General features: G+C 59.1%; 16 protein-coding genes. 10 read left to right on the top strand and 6 right to left on the bottom strand.

What is annotated here, in order from left to right; all coding sequences use genetic code 11:
* Positions 1-4 precede the first annotated feature (4 nt).
* The 6 genes from xdhB to Q0775_RS10525 all read left to right on the top strand — a co-directional run bounded on the left by xdhB (position 5) and on the right by Q0775_RS10525 (position 7,774).
* Positions 5-2,290, top strand: coding sequence for a xanthine dehydrogenase molybdopterin binding subunit (gene xdhB / locus Q0775_RS10550; RefSeq protein ID WP_298861761.1), 2,286 nt, complete (start codon positions 5-7; stop codon positions 2,288-2,290).
* On the top strand, positions 2,283-3,059 hold the full coding sequence (xdhC, locus tag Q0775_RS10545; protein WP_298860162.1) for a xanthine dehydrogenase accessory protein XdhC: 777 nt from the start codon (positions 2,283-2,285) through the stop codon (positions 3,057-3,059). Before xdhB ends, xdhC begins: the two co-directional genes overlap by 8 nt.
* Positions 3,059-4,576: an ABC transporter ATP-binding protein gene (locus Q0775_RS10540; protein WP_298860160.1), complete on the top strand. Its 1,518-nt coding sequence runs from the start codon at positions 3,059-3,061 to the stop codon at positions 4,574-4,576. Before xdhC ends, Q0775_RS10540 begins: the two co-directional genes overlap by 1 nt.
* A 60-nt stretch (positions 4,577-4,636) precedes the next feature.
* Positions 4,637-5,719: an ABC transporter permease gene (locus Q0775_RS10535; protein WP_298860158.1), complete on the top strand. Its 1,083-nt coding sequence runs from the start codon at positions 4,637-4,639 to the stop codon at positions 5,717-5,719.
* Positions 5,719-6,639 carry an ABC transporter permease gene (locus Q0775_RS10530; protein WP_298860156.1) on the top strand — a complete coding sequence of 307 codons (921 nt, stop codon included), beginning with the start codon at positions 5,719-5,721 and terminating at the stop codon, positions 6,637-6,639. Before Q0775_RS10535 ends, Q0775_RS10530 begins: the two co-directional genes overlap by 1 nt.
* A 100-nt stretch (positions 6,640-6,739) precedes the next feature.
* Positions 6,740-7,774, top strand: a complete 1,035-nt coding sequence (locus tag Q0775_RS10525) for a BMP family ABC transporter substrate-binding protein (protein WP_298861758.1) — start codon at positions 6,740-6,742, stop codon at positions 7,772-7,774.
* Positions 7,775-7,838: 64 nt separating this feature from the next.
* On the opposite strand, the gene Q0775_RS10520 is transcribed toward Q0775_RS10525, so the two are convergent.
* Positions 7,839-8,732 (bottom strand): DMT family transporter, encoded by an 894-nt coding sequence (locus Q0775_RS10520; protein ID WP_298860154.1) that lies wholly within the window; start codon positions 8,730-8,732, stop codon positions 7,839-7,841.
* 136 nt (positions 8,733-8,868) lie between these two features.
* Here Q0775_RS10520 and Q0775_RS10515 point away from each other — a divergent pair, with 136 nt between their 5' ends.
* The 4 genes from Q0775_RS10515 to Q0775_RS10500 all read left to right on the top strand — a co-directional run bounded on the left by Q0775_RS10515 (position 8,869) and on the right by Q0775_RS10500 (position 12,230).
* Positions 8,869-9,477, top strand: coding sequence for a glutathione S-transferase (locus tag Q0775_RS10515; protein WP_298860152.1), 609 nt, complete (start codon positions 8,869-8,871; stop codon positions 9,475-9,477).
* 244 nt (positions 9,478-9,721) lie between these two features.
* The gene (locus Q0775_RS10510) at positions 9,722-10,792 is read left to right on the top strand and encodes an FAD-binding oxidoreductase (protein WP_298860150.1); all 1,071 of its coding nucleotides are present in this window, start codon (positions 9,722-9,724) and stop codon (positions 10,790-10,792) included.
* Positions 10,789-11,439, top strand: coding sequence for a DUF938 domain-containing protein (locus Q0775_RS10505; protein ID WP_298860147.1), 651 nt, complete (start codon positions 10,789-10,791; stop codon positions 11,437-11,439). Before Q0775_RS10510 ends, Q0775_RS10505 begins: the two co-directional genes overlap by 4 nt.
* A complete protein-coding gene (locus Q0775_RS10500) occupies positions 11,436-12,230 on the top strand; it encodes a GH25 family lysozyme (RefSeq protein ID WP_298860145.1) in 795 nt (264 codons plus the stop codon). The genes Q0775_RS10505 and Q0775_RS10500 overlap by 4 nt, the downstream gene beginning before the upstream one ends.
* 3 nt (positions 12,231-12,233) lie before the next feature.
* On the opposite strand, the gene Q0775_RS10495 is transcribed toward Q0775_RS10500, so the two are convergent.
* From Q0775_RS10495 to Q0775_RS10475, 5 genes are all read right to left on the bottom strand, one after another.
* On the bottom strand, positions 12,234-12,728 hold the full coding sequence (locus Q0775_RS10495) for a hypothetical protein (RefSeq protein WP_298860144.1): 495 nt from the start codon (positions 12,726-12,728) through the stop codon (positions 12,234-12,236).
* Positions 12,691-15,183, bottom strand: a complete 2,493-nt coding sequence (locus Q0775_RS10490; RefSeq protein ID WP_298860142.1) for an FAD-dependent oxidoreductase — start codon at positions 15,181-15,183, stop codon at positions 12,691-12,693. Before Q0775_RS10490 ends, Q0775_RS10495 begins: the two co-directional genes overlap by 38 nt.
* A 132-nt stretch (positions 15,184-15,315) precedes the next feature.
* Positions 15,316-16,716: an FAD-linked oxidase C-terminal domain-containing protein gene (locus Q0775_RS10485; RefSeq protein ID WP_298860140.1), complete on the bottom strand. Its 1,401-nt coding sequence runs from the start codon at positions 16,714-16,716 to the stop codon at positions 15,316-15,318.
* A 3-nt stretch (positions 16,717-16,719) separates the two neighbouring features.
* Entirely contained in the window at positions 16,720-18,495 is a 1,776-nt protein-coding gene (ggt, locus tag Q0775_RS10480) for a gamma-glutamyltransferase (protein ID WP_298860139.1), read from the bottom strand.
* Between the two features lie 74 nt (positions 18,496-18,569).
* A complete protein-coding gene (locus tag Q0775_RS10475; protein WP_298860137.1) occupies positions 18,570-19,556 on the bottom strand; it encodes a D-glycerate dehydrogenase in 987 nt (328 codons plus the stop codon).
* Positions 19,557-19,628 lie beyond the last annotated feature (72 nt).

Below are 19,628 nucleotides of genomic sequence, written 5' to 3'. Positions count from 1 at the left end.
AAACGTGAGCGTCGGAAAACCGCTCCCTCATGACGCCGCACATCTGCACGTCACAGGCACCGCCCGCTATGTTGACGACATCCCGACCCCCACAGGCACCCTGCACCTCGCCTTCGGGCTAAGCGACCAGGCCTGCGGAACAGTCACCGCCATGAACTTTGATGCCGCCCGAACCGCCGCAGGCGTCATCGCCGTCCTCACTGCTGGCGACCTCCCCTTCGCCAACGACGTCTCTCCCTCCAATCACGATGAGCCTCTACTCGCGACAGGCACAGTCCACTACATCGGCCAGCCAATCTTCATGGTGATCGCCACCAGCCACCTCGCCGCGCGAAAAGCGGCCCGTCTGGCCGAGATTACCATCGCCCCCGAGACACCAATCCTCACCATCGACCAAGCCATGGCTTCCAACTCCCGCTTCGAGGACGGCCCCCGCATTTACACCAAAGGCACCCCCGACACCGCCCTGCCAAAATCCAAGAACCGCCTCACCGGCAGCTTGGGAATCGGCGGTCAGGAACACTTCTACCTAGAGGGCCAAGCTGCCCTCGCCCTCCCCGGCGAGAACGGCGATATGCTGGTCCACAGCTCCACCCAGCACCCTACCGAGATCCAGCACAAAGTGGCCGAAGCCATCGGCCTCCCGATGCATTCTGTGAGGGTCGAGACCCGCCGCATGGGCGGCGGCTTCGGCGGAAAAGAAAGCCAAGGCAACGCTTTGGCGGTCGCATGCGCAATCGCTGCACGGCATACTGGCCAACCCTGCAAAATGCGCTATGACCGCGACGACGACATGATGGTCACCGGAAAGCGCCACGATTTTCGCGTGATTTATGACGCAGGCTTCGACGATCAGGGCCGCATCACCGCCCTCGACTTCACCCATTACGCCCGCTGCGGTTGGGCGATGGACCTGTCGCTTCCTGTGGCCGACCGCGCCATGCTGCACGCCGACAATGCCTACCATCTTGAGCATATCCGCATCACCTCGCACCGCCTCAAAACCAACACGCAAAGCGCTACTGCCTTTCGTGGTTTCGGCGGTCCCCAAGGGATCGTCGGTATCGAGCGCGTCATGGATCACATCGCCGCCCATCTTGGCCGCGACCCACTCCAGATCCGCCGCGCCAATTACTACAGCGACGACAACGCCGACCAAACTACCCCCTACCAACAGCCCGTCACAGATTGCATTATCAACGCCCTGACCGAGCGCCTAACCACCAGCGCCAACTATCATGAGCGCCGCAAAAACATCAATGAATGGAACGCCAAAAACCCCGTCCTCAAACGCGGGATTGCCCTCACCCCTGTCAAATTCGGCATCTCCTTCACGCTGACGCACCTGAACCAAGCAGGCGCACTCGTCCACGTCTACCAAGACGGCTCCATCCACCTCAACCACGGTGGAACAGAGATGGGCCAAGGGCTGTTCCAGAAGGTCGCCCAGATCGCCGCCTCCGAATTCGGCGTGCCCGTGAGCCAGATCAAAATCACCGCCACCGACACTGCAAAAGTTCCCAACACCTCCGCCACCGCAGCCAGCTCTGGCACCGATCTCAACGGCATGGCGGTCCTAAATGCATGCCAAACCATACGGCAGCGCATAGCCGATCACCTCGCTACGCTTTACACTTGCCCCGCCGACCAGATCACCTTCCAAAACGGCCACGTCAAAGTAGGCGAACAAACCTTCACCTTCGCGCAAGCCGCCCAAAAAACCTATGAGGCCCGCATCAGCCTGTCGGCCACAGGCTTCTACAAAACACCCGACATCAAATGGGACCGGATCAAAGGCGTGGGCCAGCCCTTCTTCTACTTCGCTTACGGCGCCGCGATCACCGAAGTCGTCATCGACACGCTCACAGGCGAAAACCGGATCTTGCGCACCGACATCCTGCACGACGCAGGCCAATCCCTGAACCCCGCCTTGGATATCGGCCAGATCGAGGGCGGCTATGTCCAAGGTGCAGGCTGGCTTACCACCGAAGAACTTGTCTGGGACGACACAGGCGCGCTCAAAACCCACGCACCCGCGACCTATAAAATTCCCGCCTGCTCAGACCGCCCCGATATCTTCAACGTGGCACTCTGGGACCAGCCAAACCCCGCACACACCATCTACCGCTCAAAAGCGGTGGGCGAGCCGCCATTCATGCTTGGCATCTCCACATGGTCCGCGCTGGCCGATGCCATCCAATCCTGCGGCCCGATCTATGCCGACCTCCAAACGCCGGCCACTGCCGAAGCTGTCCTGAACGCCATCACAAGGACAAAAGGTGATGGCTGAAGCAAAAAGTGCCATCTACATTGAAATCACTGCCACCCGTGGCTCTACCCCGCGCAATGCGGGAACGGGTATGACCGTCACGGCAAGCCAGACAAAAGGCACCATCGGCGGCGGCGCACTAGAATACCAAGCCATTGCAACAGCCCGCCGCATTCTCGCAACAGATGGCGCAGAGCAGTGCGAGGCCATTCCCCTCGGCCCCAATCTTGGCCAATGCTGCGGCGGGTCTGTTACGCTGCTCTATACCTATTCGCGCAATCACAGCGCAGAACAGCCGTCGGTCGATATCCCCACTCTAAAAATTGGTACGACAGACCCAGCAGAACTCTGGATATGGGGGGCAGGTCACGTCGGCCGTGCGGTCGTCAAAACCGCTCCCCCACAGGGGTTCAAGATCACATGGATCGACACCACACCCGACCGCTTCCCTTCCCATATTCCCCCGCATGTTACCCAAGCACTCGCGGCGAACATGCCCCTTCTCGCCTCCCGCGCACCAACATCCGCCCATCACCTCATCTTCACCTACTCCCACGAGATCGACCTCGCCCTCTGCGCCGTCCTCCTCAAACGCGGCGCTGCCAGCACTGGCCTCATCGGTTCACAGACGAAATGGGCGCGCTTTTCCAAACGTCTACGCGAGATGAACCTCGACCCATCGCCCATTATCTGCCCAATCGGTGATAAATCCCTTGGCAAACACCCCGATCAGATTGCACATGGCACCGTCCGCACATTAATCTGCGACTCCCAAGCCAAGGTTTCCTAATGACCCCACCGCTGTTGTCCCTTTCTGCCCTGACCAAAGCCTACCCCGGCGTGGTCGCCAATGATTCCGTCTCGCTTGAGATCAGCGCAGGTCAGGTCCACGCGCTATTGGGTGAAAACGGCGCAGGCAAATCGACACTGGTCAAAATGATCTATGGCCTCGTCAAACCCGACACAGGCACGATGCAGATGAACGGCGCGCCCTTCACCCCGTCCGAGCCGCGCGCCGCCCGCGCCGCTGGGGTCGGCATGGTGTTCCAGCACTTTTCACTCTTCGACGCGATGACTGTCGCCGAAAACATCGCCCTCGGTATGGAGCACGCCCCCAAGCTCAGCGCGCTTTCCGCCCAAATCACCAAAGTTTCTGAGGCTTACGGCCTGCCACTGTCCCCCGACCGCATCGTAGGTGACCTGTCCGCAGGCGAACGCCAGCGTGTCGAGATCATCCGCTGCCTGCTCCAAGAGCCTAAACTGTTAATCATGGACGAACCCACCAGCGTCCTCACCCCGCAAGAAGTAGGAATCCTGTTCAAAACCCTGCGCAAACTCAGCGCGGAAGGCACAGCAATCCTCTATATCTCTCACAAACTCGAAGAGATCCGGACCCTGTGCGACCACGCCACCATTCTGCGATTGGGCAAAGTCGTCGGCGAATGCACCCCCCGCGATACCACCGCGCGCGAGATGGCGGAAATGATGGTCGGCAAGCTACTGCAAACCCCCACCCGCGCGGGCCAGACCGCAGGCGACACAGTCCTCACTCTAACAAACCTCACCGCCCCTGCCCCCAACGCCTTTGGCATGGCTCTGAAAGACATCTCCCTAGAATTGCGCAGCGGTGAAATCCTCGGCATCGGCGGCGTTGCAGGCAACGGACAGGACGAACTCCTCGCCGCTCTCTCGGGCGAACGCCCCGTTGCACGCGGTATGATCAGCTACAAAGGCACAGACATCGGCCCTCATGGCCCAACGCTCCGGCGCAAGGCAGGCCTACTCGCCGCTCCGGAAGAGCGCATGGGCCACGCCGCCGCACCCGACATGTCCCTCACCGAAAACGCCATGCTCACAGGGGCCGCCCGCATGGGGCTGGACAAAAGCGGCTTTCTCGACTGGCCCGCAGCGCGCACCTTCGCCGAGGCCGTGATTGCCAAATTCGACGTCCGCACGCCCAGCGCAGCCTCTGCTGCGCGGTCCCTTTCGGGCGGCAACCTGCAAAAATTTGTCATCGGCCGCGAAGTCATGCAAGCGCCCGAGGTCTTTGTCGTGAACCAGCCAACTTGGGGCGTCGACGCCTCCGCCGCTGCCGACATCCGCCAAGCCCTGCTTGATCTTGCGAAAAATGGGGCCGCCCTGATTGTGATCTCTCAGGACCTCGACGAGTTGATGGAAATCTCCGACCGCTTTGCCGCGCTGAATGAGGGACGCCTGACCCCGCCACGGCCGGCGCAGGGTATCACAGTAGAAGAGATTGGCCTGATGATGGGTGGTGCGCACGACATGGAGGTGGCGCATGTTTGAAGCCGCGGGATTTCAGTTTAGAAGCAAAGTGAAGATAGGCCTCGTGACAGGGGGCATCGCATGATCGCGCTAGTCAAACGCCCCGAGGCAAGCCGCGCTTTCTCTCTCGCCGCACCCTTATTGGCTGTGCTGGCCACAATGGTCTTTGGAGGGTTGCTGTTTATGGCCCTTGGCAAGGATCCATTCGAGGCGATCACTACGATTTTCTGGGAACCGTTGTTTGGCGAATTCGCCTTCTTCTACCGCCCTCAACTGCTGATAAAAGGCGCGCCTTTGGTCCTCATAGCGATCGGCCTAAGCCTAGGGTTCAAGGCGGGCATCTGGAACATCGGCGCCGAAGGCCAGTATATCATGGGCGCGCTGTTCGGTGCCGGCGTGGGGCTGGCATTTTACCCGATAGAAAGCGCGTTCATCTTCCCGCTCATGGTCATTGCAGGCGCATTCGGTGGCTGGATTTGGGCAATGATCCCCGCCATCCTGCGCGTAAAATTCGGAACAAACGAAATCCTTGTCTCGCTCATGCTGGTCTATGTGGCAGAGCAGTTCCTTGCTTCCATGTCGCTGGGCCTGCTCAAAAACCCCGAAGGGTTCGGCTTCCCAGGCTCGCGCAACCTGCAGCAATATGCCAGCACGCATAACGCCGATCTAATCGCAGGGTCAGGTATGCACTGGGGTGTCGTTGCCGCTTTCATCGCTGTGATCTTTGCCTATGTTCTGCTTGCGCGCCACCGCCTCGGCTTTGCCATTCGCGTTACGGGCGATGCGCCCCGCGCCGCCGCTTTCTCCGGTGTGAACCCTGCACGGTTGGTGTTGTTCTGTCTGGGCATGTCGGGGTTGCTTGCTGGTCTGGCAGGGATGTTTGAGGTGTCTGGCCCCGCAGGTCAGGTCACGATTGATTTCAATGTAGGATATGGCTTTACCGCGATCATCGTCGCCTTTCTGGGCCGTTTGCATCCTGTGGGTATCCTGTTTGCCGGCGGCCTCATGGCGCTCACCTATATCGGCGGCGATATCGCGCAATCCAAAATGGGCCTTCCTGCCGCCGCCATTCAGGTGTTCCAAGGGATGCTGCTGTTCTTCCTGCTCGCCTTTGATCTCTTCACTAATTACCGGCTGAAGTTTGGCCGGACGGAGACCGCATAATGGATCTATCAGCAATCAATCCGATCCTGTTTATCGCAGGCTTTTTCGTCGCCGCGACCCCGCTCATCTTTGCCGCCATCGGCGAACTGGTCGTGGAGCGCACTGGCGTATTGAACCTTGGGGTCGAGGGCATGATGATTATCGGCGCGATCTGCGGCTTTGCCACCGCCGTTGAGACAGGCTCGCCCCTGCTGGGCTTTGCCGCCGCTGCCGTTGGTGGCGCTGCTCTCAGCTTGCTTTTCGCCTTTCTGACCCAAGTCATGCTCGCCAATCAGGTGGCCTCTGGCCTCGCCCTCACACTTTTCGGCCTCGGCTTTTCCGCTCTGCTGGGGCAAAGCTATGTGGGCATCAAACCGCCACGCATGGGCGATGTGAACTTCGGACCCCTCGCCGATATTCCCGTGCTTGGCCCCATCCTGCTCAGCCATGATATCATCGTCTACTTCGGCCTCGCACTGGTTGTGGCCGTTTGGGCTGTGCTAAAATACACCCGCATCGGCCTGACACTACGTGCTGTCGGTGAAAACCACGATGCCGCCCACGCGCTGGGGTTCAAGGTCAAGCGTATCCGCACACTGGCCATCATGTTCGGCGGCGCATGCGCCGGTATGGGCGGAGCATACATCAGCTTGATCCGCGTACCCCAATGGACCGAAGGCATGACCGCTGGCATCGGCTGGATCGCACTCGCGCTGGTGGTATTCGCCTCATGGCGGCCCCTGCGCGTGCTGGCGGGTGCCTATCTTTTCGGCGGTCTTGTGCAATTACAGCTGAATCTTCAGGGCGCAGGCGTTGCCATTCCCGTCGAATATCTGGCAATGTCGCCTTACGTCATAACCATTATCGTCCTTGTGTTTCTGTCGCGCTCCCGCAGCGCCGCACCGGGATCACTGGGACGCATATTCCACGCCTCGTCCTGAGGCATATCTGCTTGAACAACACTCTGGGGAGACTTCTCACATGACATTCACCAAACGCGCCGCGGCCAAACTGCTGCTCGGCACGGCACTTGCCGCATCCATGGGCACATCCGCCTTTGCCGACGGCCACGCCAAGACAAAAGTCGGCTTTGTCTACGTCGGTCCCATCGGTGACGGTGGCTGGACCTTTGAGCACGACAAGGGCCGCCTTGCCGTTGAAAAAGAATTCGGCGACAGCGTCGAGACCGTCTTCGTCGAGAGCGTGGCCGAGGGCCCTGACTCCGAGCGTGTAATGACACAAATGGCACTCGACGGCGCCGAGCTGATCTTTACCACCTCCTTCGGCTACATGGACCCGACCATCAACGTGGCAAAGAAGTTCCCGAACGTGAAGTTCGAGCACGCCACAGGCTACAAACGCGCAGACAACGTTTCCACCTACTCCGCACGCTTCTATGAAGGTCGCGCGATCCAAGGCCACATCGCTGGCTCCATGACCAAGTCAAACATCATCGGCTACATCGGCTCCTACCCGATCCCCGAAGTCATCCGCGGCATCAACTCTGCCTTTATCCACGCACGCAAAGTTAACCCTGACGTACAGTTTAAAATTGTCTGGGCCTACACATGGTTCGACCCCGCAAAAGAAGCGGACGCAGCCAAGGTCCTGATCGAGCAAGGCGCTGACGTGGTTCTGCAACACACAGACTCCACAGCACCACAGGCAGCTGCTCAAGAAGCGGGCAACGTAATCACATTCGGCCAAGCGTCTGACATGGGCCAGTACGCACCGTTCCCGCGCGTCTCGTCAATCATCGATGACTGGGCTCCCTACTACATCGCCCGTGTTCAGGCAGTCAAAGACGGCACATGGTCCTCAACGGATACATGGGACGGCATCGGCGCAGGCATGGTCGGCATCGGTGAAATCTCCGACGCGGTTCCCGCAGATGTAAAGGAGCAGGCACTTGCCCTCAAAGCATCCCTCGCCGACGGCTCATACCACGCCTTCACAGGTCCGCTGAACAAGCAAGACGGCACAGCGTTCTTGGCAGACGGCGAGACAGCAGATGACGGCACATTGGCCGGCATGAACTTCTACGTTGAAGGCATCGAAGGCGACATCCCGCAGTAAGCGGCATTAACATTTGAACTTAGGAAGGCCCTGCCCGAGGTGGGGCCTTTTTTATTGCACAGGCTCAAACGGGCGGCACCGCTCTGCGCCGCACCGTAATCAGCAAACCCAATGTCAGCAATGCAATCGCCATGATGCTGGTCAGGCTGAATGCCTCGCCCAAGATCAAAAAGCCCAAGACTGCTCCGCCCCCCGGCACCGCCGCGAGGATCGCCGAGGTATTGGCTGTTCCGATAGACCGAGACGCATGGGCAATAAACAACAACCCGATTAGGTTGGGCACAAACCCCTGATAGACCGCCTGCAACAAAAGCGGTCCCACGGGTGCCTCCACGAGTCCCGAAGGCAGCCAGATCACCCAGATCGGCAAATAAATCACCGCGTTCACGATAGTGCCGCAAAAGATAATCTGCATCGCGCCCAGTTGCCAACGTTCGGACAAGATCACATAAGTTGCGAAAAATAACGCCCCGACAATAAAGAGTGCATCCCCGATCCACGTGTCTGCATCACTGGCAATACTCCCGTCCCATGCCAGCACAATGGCAGAAATCAGGATCAACAGCGCCCCCATCCCTTGCCGCAAGCTAGGACTTTGGCGGAACAACACAAAGGCGAACAGGATACTGATTAGCGGCAAAATCCCGTTCATAAATATCCCACCATGCGCCGCTGGTGCATATAAAAACGCCGAAAATACAGCGATGATATAAACTGGCCCCAGTATGAACGACAGAACCACAATCTGAATCCAACTCAAACCCCGCCACGGTTTATAATAAAGGCACAATGGCAATGCGATGATCGAGGCCAAGCCATAGCGCATTGCCGCCAGATCATAGACCGTCAGCCCGCTGTCCTGCGCCACGCGGCTCACGATTAGCCAGAAAGACCAGACAAAAACAATGCTCCAAGCAGCGGCAAAGCCTGTGACTTGGGATGAAGGACGACTAAACATAAAAGTTGCGCCAAAATACAGGTGGGGAAACGCCCACCCCATCTCCCTATGGCCTGAACTGCAACGAGACAAGCGTAGCGCAACGTCTCTTCAAACTAAATCTTCCCATTCCAATCCCAGTCCCTAGGATGGCTTCATGATAAAACTTCATCACCTCAACAGGTCCCGCTCGCTCCGCATCCTCTGGCTCCTCGAAGAGATCGGAGAGCCTTACGAATTCATCACCCACACCCGCGATGAGAAAACCAATCTCGCCCCGCCAGAACTCCTGAAACTCCACCCCTTGGGTAAATCCCCGATGATCGAGATGGACGGCGAGATTGTGATCGAGAGTGCGGCCATCACCGAAATCCTATGTTCCAAATACGCGCCCCAGATGATCCCCAAGGCTGGCACAACCGCCCACATCCGCCACCTTGAGGCGATGCACTTCGCCGAAGGCTCCGCTATGACGCCCGTTCTGCTCAATCTCTACGTGAGCAAACTGGGCGAGGCTGGCGCACCCCTGCATCCGCGCATCGCGTCCGAGCTCGACAACCACTTCGCCTATATGGAAAGCATCCTGCGCCCCTCGGGTCACTTCGTCCTTGATGATCTGAGTGCCGCCGACATCATGCTTAGCTTTCCCGCCCAGATCGCCATGCGTCTTGATGGTCGCGCAAAATACCCCAAGCTGGCGGCCTTTGTAGACTCTATTGAGGCCCGCCCCGCCTACCAGCGCGCCGTGGAAAAGGGCGGCGTTTAACGCACCCTTAACAAATGCCACCGCACGCCGCGTTAACCACGCTCCCCTGCGCAAAAGGTGCACAGGGGGGTGTACGGCCTGTGCACAGGTTCTGTACGCAAAACACCCCCCACATTCCCCATAAAACAACGCCGTTAACCCTTGATTCGCTGCACCCGTTCCGATCGCGCCTTTACCCGTTGCGCGCCCGCCGCCCCCGTGCCAAAAATTCGAACAATAGGCACAGCATCCAAGGCACACCAAAATGACCGACATCCTCATCATCGGCGGCGGCATCGCAGGCCTCTCCGCCGCCGCCCGCCTCAGCGCTGACGCCCAAGTCACTGTTTTGGAAATGGAAAGCGCCACAGGCTACCACACCTCCGGCCGCTCCGCCGCGCTGATCGCGGAAAACTACGGCGCGCCTTCCGTCCAAGCGCTCAACCGCGCCAGCATGGAGTATTTCCAACAGGGCGAATACCTGACCCAGCGCGGCCTCCTCGTCGTCGCCCGCGAGAGCGAACATGAAGCCTTCAAAGCGGACGTGGCCAACATGGGTGTACATCCCATCACCCCCGCCGAAGCCATTGATTTCGTTCCCGTTCTTGACCCTGCAAAAGTGGGCCTCGCCGCCTATCACGCGCCCGCTTTCGACATCGACACAGACCGTCTGATGCAGGATTTCATCCGCACCATTCGCGCCAACGGCGGCCATGTAATCACCGATGCCGTGGTCACCCAAATCCGTCAGGACGCCCACGGTTGGCACGTCACCGCAGGGGCCGAATTCACTGCCAAAACCCTCGTAAACGCCGCTGGCGCTTGGGCCGATCTGATCGCTGGCATCGCGGGCGTAACGCCACTTGGCATCATACCCCACCGCCGCTCCATGGCCCGCCTCGCGGCACCGGGGGGCCATGACACATCCCGCTGGCCGATGTTCTTTGGCGTCAATGAGAGCTGGTACGCCAAGCCCGACGCAGGCGCGCTCCTCGTCTCTCCCGCCGAAGAAATAGCCACCCATCCCCATGACGCCTACGCCGATGACATGACCCTCGCCGAGGGCCTTGATCGCTATGGAAATATGGTGTCCGAGCCTGTTAAACGCCCCATCGCCACGTGGGCAGGATTGCGCAGTTTTGCCCCTGATCGCACCCTCGTTCTGGGCCGCGATCCGGAAGTGCCAGAGTTCGTCTGGTGCGCGGGCCAAGGGGGCTACGGCTTCCAAACCTCCCCTGCCGCCTCCACGCTTCTGGCCGATCTGATCACGGGCCGCACACCGTCGCTCGATGCCGCCTCCGTCGCCGCCCTGCGCCCCGACCGCCTGCGCCCATGAGCGGCCTGCCCCCCAGTGCCAGTATCGCCACCCCCATCGATGGCGCCATGCTGTTTGCTCCCTCAGCTGAGCGTAATCTACCCATCATCACGGCCTTGCTGACCGAGGTCGCGCCACCTCAAGGCCGCGCACTTGAGATCGCCTCAGGCACAGGCCAACACGTCACAGCCCTCGCCGCGGCCCTCCCCGATGTCGACTGGTTCCCCTCAGAAATCGCCGCCGACCGCATCGCCAGCATCAACGCCTACGCAGCGTCCACACAACTCCCCAATCTGCACCCCACCATCGCGTTAGACGCCACAAAACAAGGGTGGTCCGCGGATCACGCCCCCTTTGATCTGATCCATCTTGGCAATCTGCTGCACCTCATTTCCCAGCCCCAAGCGCTCACGATCCTGACCGAGGCTGCTCTTGCCCTCACGCCCACAGGCACCCTGACCCTCTACGGTCCCTTCATGCGAAGTGGCACGCTTACCTCTCAGGGAGACGCGCAATTTCACGCCGAGTTATCCGCCGCCAACCCCGCCATCGGGTACAAGGATGACAGATGGATCAATGAGGTGCTGACATCCGCAGGACTAACCCTTAGCGTGAGGGAAATGCCCGCCAACAACCTTGCTTTTATTGCGAAACGGACTCCGATATGAACATGCGCGCCACCCTCTCGATCCTGCTGATCTCCCTGCTAACGGCCTGTGGCGGCAGTGGTGACAGTGGCAAAGCGACCCCATTGGGAGAGCCAGTCGCGCCCAACTTTAGCGATGCCGACCCCGTTGATTTCAAAGGGCAACGCCCCTCACGTTTCCCTGTTCACGGTATTGATGCCGCCCGCTTTCAGAAAAGCGTTAACTGGTCCCAAGCGCGGCGCAATGGCGTGAACTTTGCTTTCCTCAAAGCGACCGAGGGCGGTGACCTACTGGACCCGATGTTCAAATCCCACTGGCGCGGCGCAGGCAAAGCGGGCGTCGCACGGGGCGCCTATCACTTCTACTATTTCTGCACGACCCCCGAGGTTCAGGCCCGCTGGTTTATCCAGAATGTACCGAAATCTAAAGGCATGCTGCCTCCCGTCCTCGATATGGAGTGGAACCCGTTTTCACCCACCTGTGCGCACCGCCGCCCCGAAGCAAAAGTGGTTCAGGCCGAAATGCGCCGATGGCTCAAAATCGTCGAAGCACATTACGGCCAGCGCCCGATTATATACACAACTCCACGCTTTTACGAAGAGAACAGGCTGGAATTCTTTAACGGCTATGAATACTGGCTGCGCACTACGGCCAAGACCCCGCGCGAAGCCTACCCCCGCGAAAGCTGGCGTTTTTGGCAGTACTCGGCGACAGGGCTGATTGACGGAATTGTAGGTGAGGTTGATCTCAACGCATTTTCGGGCAGCCGCGCGGAATGGACGGCATGGCTGGCAGCTCGCACGCACCAATAGCCCTCAGGATATACGACCCAGTCCCATGGGCAATATCCAGACATGTCGGTGTGCCACTTTGATCTGGCACGACGGTCCATAACCCTTAAGTGCTTCCAGCGCATTACCCGCGCGGGTCGCAACGCAGTTGAGATTACCCTCAAAATCAGGCAGGTGGAAAACTACTATTTTGCGGGTCTTTCCAAACCGCATTTGGGTCAGCGTAATCTGCGGGGCAACGCGGTCATGACAGGCGTCCCAGCACAACTCTGCAATGTCGGGAAGGTGGCGCAGGCTGTCCCAGCGATTGAGCAGGACAATAGTGACAGTCGCGTCTTCAGCCTGTTCAGTGCTCAGCGCTGCGCGGATTTCATCGGCCCGATCACCAATCACAGCGACAGTAGGTGTGCGGTTAGGCGATAGCGCCACACCCACGGCAAAGACCACCGCGAACAGGATGCCCGCGATGGCGATGTAGTGTTTAGCCGTCCACCCGAATGGTGGTATTTTTTGGGTCATAAGGGCTGTCCTCGACAATCTCGGCGTCCCACAGCTGATCGAACATCTTGACCTTCAATTTGGTCCCGACCACCGCAGTCTCGGGCTTGACATAACCCATGCCGATCGACTTCCCAAATGCGACAGAATAGCCTCCCGAGGTCAAACGCCCCACGCGGGTCGCACCGTGATAGAGTACTTCACGGCCCCAAGGGTCTGCATCATCCGGCCCGTCAATGAGAACAGTGACGCATTTCGCTTTGATCCCATGATCTGCCATGGCTTGCTTGCCGTAGAAATCCTTGTCCATGTTCACAAAACGCGGCAGATCAGCCTCAAGCGGGGTCGCATCGCGCCCCAACTCGGTGCCGAAGGCGCGATAGGATTTTTCCTGACGAAGCCAGTTCTGCGCACGTGCGCCGACCAGCTTCATGCCATGCTTGTCACCCGCTTTTTCCAGCAGATCAAACAGGTGGTTCTGCATCTCAATGGGGTGGTGCAATTCCCAACCCAGCTCTCCGGTATAGGCCACGCGGATGGCGCGCACAGGCACCATGCCCAGTTCGATATTGCGCATGGTGAGCCATGGGAAGCGTTTGTTGCTCAGCGCTGTCTCAGGGTCTGCGTCTTTGATCACGTCGCGCAGAACATCACGCGATTTGGGGCCTGCGATTGCGAACACGCCCCACTGCGTTGTCACGTCATGACACTCGATATAGCCAAGCTCGGGCGCTTTATCTTCAATTGCCTTGCGTAGATAGTCACTGTCATAGGCTGTCCAACCACCCGCGCTGACAAGGTAATATTCGTCCTGCGCCAAACGCACGATGGTGTATTCCGTGCGCGTCGTGCCTGCACCCGTCAGCGCATAGGTGAGATTGATACGGCCCACATTGGGCAGCTTGTTACAGGTGAACCAGTCAAGGAAAGCCGTCGCACCGGGCCCTTTGACCAGATGTTTGGTAAAGGCAGTCGCGTCGATCAGGCCCACGCCCTCACGGATCGCCTTGGCTTCCTCGACTGCATGTTTCCACCAACCACCACGGCGGAAGGAGCGGCTACCTGCATCATCAAACCCAACTGGCGCATAGTAGTTCGGACGCTCCCAGCCATTCACCCAGCCAAATTGCGCACCACGCGCGGCTTGGCGATCATAGGCGGGTGACGTGCGCAAAGGCCGCGCGGCAGGACGCTCTTCATCTGGGTGGTGGAGGATATAGACGTGCTCATATGCCTCCTCGTTCTTGCGGGCCGCAAACTCGGTGGTCATCCAGTCGCCGTAGCGCTTTGGATCGAGCGAAGCCATGTCGATCTCGGCCTCCCCCTCCACCATCAACTGCGCGAGGTAATAGCCTGTACCGCCCGCCGCTGTGATCCCGAACGAGAACCCCTCGGCCAGCCACATGTTGCGCAGACCGGGCGCAGGACCCACCAGTGGATTGCCGTCAGGCGTGTAGCAGATCGGGCCGTTAAAGTCGTCCTTGAGGCCAGAGTCCTCAGCAGATGGAATACGGTGCAGCATCGCTGCGTACTGATCCTCAATACGATCAAGGTTGAGCTGGAACAGGTCCGCACGGAAGCTGTCAGGCACCCCGTATTCGAACCGTGCTGGCGCGTCTTTCTCATAAACGCCCAAGATCCAGCCGCCGCGCTCTTCGCGCACATAAGACTGCGCGTCTGCATCGCGAATGACCGGATGCTCAACATTACCTTCGGCGCGGAATTTGACTAGATCAGGGTCCTGATCCATGACGATAAATTGGTGCTCGACAGGGATTGCCGGCATCTTGATGCCCAGCATTTGCGCCGTGCGCTGCGCGTGGTTGCCAGAGGCGGTCACCACATGCTCGGCAGTGATCACAACCTGCTCGTCCGAAGGGATCAAATTGCCCCCCTTCTCGACCATCTTGGTGACGGTGACTTCCCACGCTTCACCATTCCAATGAAACGCGTCCGCCTGCCATTTCCGCTCGATCACAACACCACGCTGGCGTGCGCCCTTGGCCATCGCCATGGTCACATCGGCGGGGTTAATATAGCCATCCGTCTGGTGGTATATCGCACCCTTCAAATCCTCGGTACGGATCAGAGGCCACTTCGCCTTGATCTGGTCGGGAGTCATCCACTCATAGGGCACGCCACAGGTCTCGGCGGTGGAGGCGTAGAGCATATACTCTTCCATCCGCTCCTCAGTCTGGGCCATGCGCAAATTTCCCACCACGGCGAAGCCTGCATTTAGACCTGTCTCCTCCTCAAGCGTCTTGTAGAACTTGATGGAATAATCGTGGATATGCGTCGTCGCATAGGACATGTTGAAATAGGGCAGCAATCCTGCCGCGTGCCAAGTGGAGCCCGAGGTCAGCTCGTCGCGCTCTAGCAGCATGACATCGTCCCACCCCGCACGTGCCAGATGGTAGGCAATCGATGTTCCCACGGCGCCGCCGCCGACAACCAATGCTTTGACTTGTGTTTTCATGACACGATTCCCTTTTGCGCGCTTTGGCTTGGTTTTATCCCCGAACACCGAAATCCAACGCCAAGCCGCGACTGGAAAACGTGCAAATCCGACCTCGCTCCATTTCAAGCGCCTTAGCAGCAGGCGGTAGGCTCAGGGCATAATCTTTCCGGGATTCATGATGTCGTCAGGGTCCAGCGCATGCTTTATCGCGGCCATGACATCAACTGCACCGCCCAGCTCTTTGACCAGATAAGGACGTTTGCCCTGACCGATCCCATGCTCGCCTGTACATGTCCCACCAAGGGCAATCGCGCGGTCATTGAGCCAGCTTACAAATGCCTCGGCACGCGCGACTTCTTGGGCGTCGTCCATGTCGATCAAGACAGAGGCATGAAAATTCCCGTCCCCTGCATGGCCCACAATCGGCGCCACAAGGCCCAACTCGGCGGCCTTCTCATTGGTAGCAACAACAGCCTCTGCAAGTTTGGAAATCGGCACGCAGACATCAGTCGCCACGGCCTTACAACCAGGGCGCAGGGCAAGCATCGCCCAATAGGCATCATGGCGCGCCTGCCACAGCTTGTTGCGCTCCTCGGCGGAAGTGGTCGCAGCATAGCCATTGCCGCCGAACTCCTCGGCCAACGCGCCGAATGTCTCGGCTTGCTCGGCGACCCCTGCGTCTGATCCGTGAAATTCCAGCAGCAGCAAGGGTGTCTCTGGCAAGGTCAACTTGGAATAGCTGTTGACTGCCTTCACCACCATCGCATCCAACAATTCGATCCGCGCCACGGGCAGACCGTATTGGATGACAGCCATAACCGTCTCACAGGCTGCCTCGACAGTCGGGAAAGAACAACTCGCCGCCGAGATCGCCTCGGGAATACCCTGCAAGCGTAGCGTAACTTCTGTGATGATCGCCAGCGTTCCTTCGGAGCCAACCATCAACCGCGTCAGATCATATCCAGCCGAGGATTTACGCGCACGGCTGGCGGTGCGGATAATCTCGCCATTGGGCATCACCACTTCGAGGCTCAGCACGTTGTCTTTCATCGTGCCATAGCGCACCGCATTGGTGCCTGACGCGCGTGTCGCGGCCATACCCCCAATGCTCGCATCAGCACCGGGATCAATCGGGAAAAACAGCCCCTGATCGCGCAGATGCGTGTTGAGCGCCATACGCGTCACACCGGGTTGCACGCGGCAATCCAGATCGCCTGCATTCACCTCCAGCACCGATGCCATCTGGCTTACATCAATGCTGACCCCCCCCGCAGGTGCATTCACATGCCCTTCCAGCGATGTGCCCGTGCCAAACGGAATAATCGGTACTTTATGAGCGGCACATATCTTCACGATGTCCGAGACTTCTTGCGTAGAGTGGGCAAAGACCACGCCATCAGGCGGTTGGTTGATGATCCACGTTGTCGTGTGGGCGTGCTGTTCGCGAATGGAGGCCCCCGTCTGGAACCGTTCGCCAAACTGCTGCTTGAGAATGCCCAACGCCGCGCCGATACCTTCTTCGTTCCGTGCAAGTGCAACTGCCTGAACCATCGTCTATTCCCCCAATGCAATGCCTTCACGGCGCGGATCAGCGCCACCTTGTAAGCTATCACCGATTCCGATCAGGTGAAGACCCGAGGTCAGCCCGCGCACATTTGTCTCATAGCCTATGGTTCCCAAATCCTCGGCAAGCGCTTCTGCCGAAGTGCCTTCTTCCAGATCATAAGTGCCAAACCGATTGACTAAATGAGGTAATGCCGCCGCCTGCTGCGGGTCCAGCCCCCAATCGATCATTCCAATAATCGCTTGCGCAGTATAGCCGATGATGCGGCTCCCGCCGGGCGATCCCGCCACAATCACGGGTGCGCCATCCTTCATCACAATCGTCGGTGACATGGAGGAACGCGGCCGCTTGCCAGGCTCCACACGGTTGGCAATCGGCACACCGCTCTTATGGCTACGAAACGAAAAATCAGTGAGTTCATTGTTCAGCAAAAAGCCCCCCACCATCAGACGACTGCCGAAACCGTTCTCAATGGTCGTAGTCATTGACGCTACATTGCCAAAGCTGTCGACGATGGAGATATGCGAGGTTGAGGGTAACTCAATCGCCTCATCATCCGCCCAGTTCAGCGCATGATCAAACGCGGGGTTACCCGCCGACACTTCGGGCAAAGCATCATCCCCTGCCAGCAGTGCGCCGCGTTCTGCCAGATAAGCCGCGTCCAGCATCCCCTCAACAGGTACAGGCACAAAATCAATGTCCGCGACATAGCGACCCCGATCCGCAAAAGCCAAGCGCGACGCGTCACCGATCAGGCGGCGCACGGTCACATCATCAGGTCCCGCGCTCAGGTCGTAGCCCTCAAGCATCCCAAGCGTTTGCCCCACCGCAATCGCACCAGAGGACGGAGGCCCCATGCCGCAAACCTCATGCGCACGGTAGCTCGCACAGATCGCAGGGCGCTCCTTCACACGGTAGATGGCCAGATCAACTTCGGACAGAACACCCGCGTTCTCGGCGCCTTGCACAGTGGCGACAATCGTCTTGGCCAGATCGCCCGCGTAGAAGGCGCCAACGCCCTGCTCGCCCAGTACTTTCAAGGTTTGCGCATAAGGCAGGTTGACCAAAGTGTTTCCCGCTGCAAGCGGCACACCCGCAGGCATAAAATATGCGGCGGTGACTTCAGAGCTTCCCAACCGCTCCGCATCCGCCGCGACAAGCTGCGCAAGGCGCGGGCTGACGGCGAACCCTTCCTCGGCCATTTGCATCGCGGGGGCCAGTAAACCTGCCCAGTCTTGAGTTCCAAACCGCTTGTGAATTTCGGCAAGCAGCGCAGGCGTGCCTGGCGTCCCGACAGAGCGCCCCCCTACGACAGCATCAAAGAATTTCAAAGGCTCGCCCGCGTCATCCTGAAACAGACGCGGTGTCGCAGCCAAGGGCGCAGTCTCGCGCCCGTCAAAGGTCGTGATCTCGCCCGATGTCGCATCATACCAAACCAGAAACGCGCCGCCGCCGAGTCCCGAGCTTTGTGGCTCCACCAGTCCCAGCATAACTTGCACGGCAACCAGCGCATCCGCCGCTGTACCACCCCGCGCCAGAACATCAGCACCCGCCTTCACTGCATGCGGGTTGGCCGCGACGACCATCCAGTTGTCCGCTTCCACAGGCACGCCAGACGCCTTGGCGGCCAAGGCATTCGTCACTTCCGGTGACAGGCTCTGAAATACTCCACCCCCCGCCACCTCAGGTTCGACCGCATCCGCCGCCTGCTGCGCAGTCGCGCTGCCTGCCATCGCCACAAGAAACCCCATCACAAATGCACGCATCACAAACTCCTCAGCTCTTTTTCGTTTTTCCCTTAAATCCATCTGCGCGGTCAACACACACACTGACTTTGCGGTCACAGCATTGATGGGACAACCTGATCCGGCGGACGGTGACCATCATCAAATGTCTTGATGTTAATGATTACCTTCTCCCCCATATCAATCCGGCCTTCCAATGTCGCGGACCCCATATGCGGCAGCAGCACGACATTCTCCAACTCGCGCAGGCGCGGATTGATCTCGACACCGTGCTCATACACATCGAGGCCCGCACCTTTAATCTCACCCGCGCGCAGCATGCGGGTCAGCGCGTTCTCGTCGATGACCTCCCCGCGGGAGGTGTTTACGATCACCGCGTCAGGTTTCATCAACTTGAGCCGCCGTGCATTCATCAGGTGGAAGGTAGAGGGCGTGTGCGGACAATTTACCGAAATCACGTCCATCCGCGCCACCATCTGGTCAAGGCTCTCCCAATAGGTCGCTTGTAGTTCGGCCTCTGTCTCGGGGCGCAGGCGGCGACGGTTGTGATAATGGATCTGCATGCCAAAGGCCGCAGCGCGCCGTGCAACAGCCTGACCAATGCGGCCCATACCAAGGATCCCAAGGCGGCGACCAGATATCCGCCCCCCCAGCAACGCATTGGGGGCCCAGCCGTCCCAGTTGCCATTCTTCATCTGCGCCATGCCTTCGGGCATGCGGCGGGTGACCGCCAACAGCAGGGCCATGGTCATATCGGCCGTATCATCCGTCAAAACACCTGGTGTGTTGGAAACCAATACCCCCTGCTGACGGGCCGTCGCCACATCAATGTGGTCCACGCCTGCCCCGTAGTTCGCAATCAGCTTGAGGCGACCACCTGCCTGAGAAATCAGCGCGTTGTCAATCTGGTCAGTGATGGTGGGGACCAAAACATCACAGGTCTTGATCGCCTCGGCCAGTTCTGCACGGGTCATGGGCGCATCTGTTTCGCGCAGGCGTACATCGAACAATTCCGCCAGTCGTGTTTCGACGACTTCGGGCAAGCGTCGCGTGACTACAACACTCAGTTGTTGTTTTGGCATAATTCAATCTCCGGACTTGGCGTGACGTATCTGTTACTGCCATGGTGACCCAAGCAGCGACGAGGCACAAGA

Source organism: uncultured Sulfitobacter sp. (assembly GCF_947499945.1).
Lineage (GTDB): Bacteria > Pseudomonadota > Alphaproteobacteria > Rhodobacterales > Rhodobacteraceae > Sulfitobacter.
This window is presented reverse-complemented; position numbering and strand designations above follow the sequence as displayed.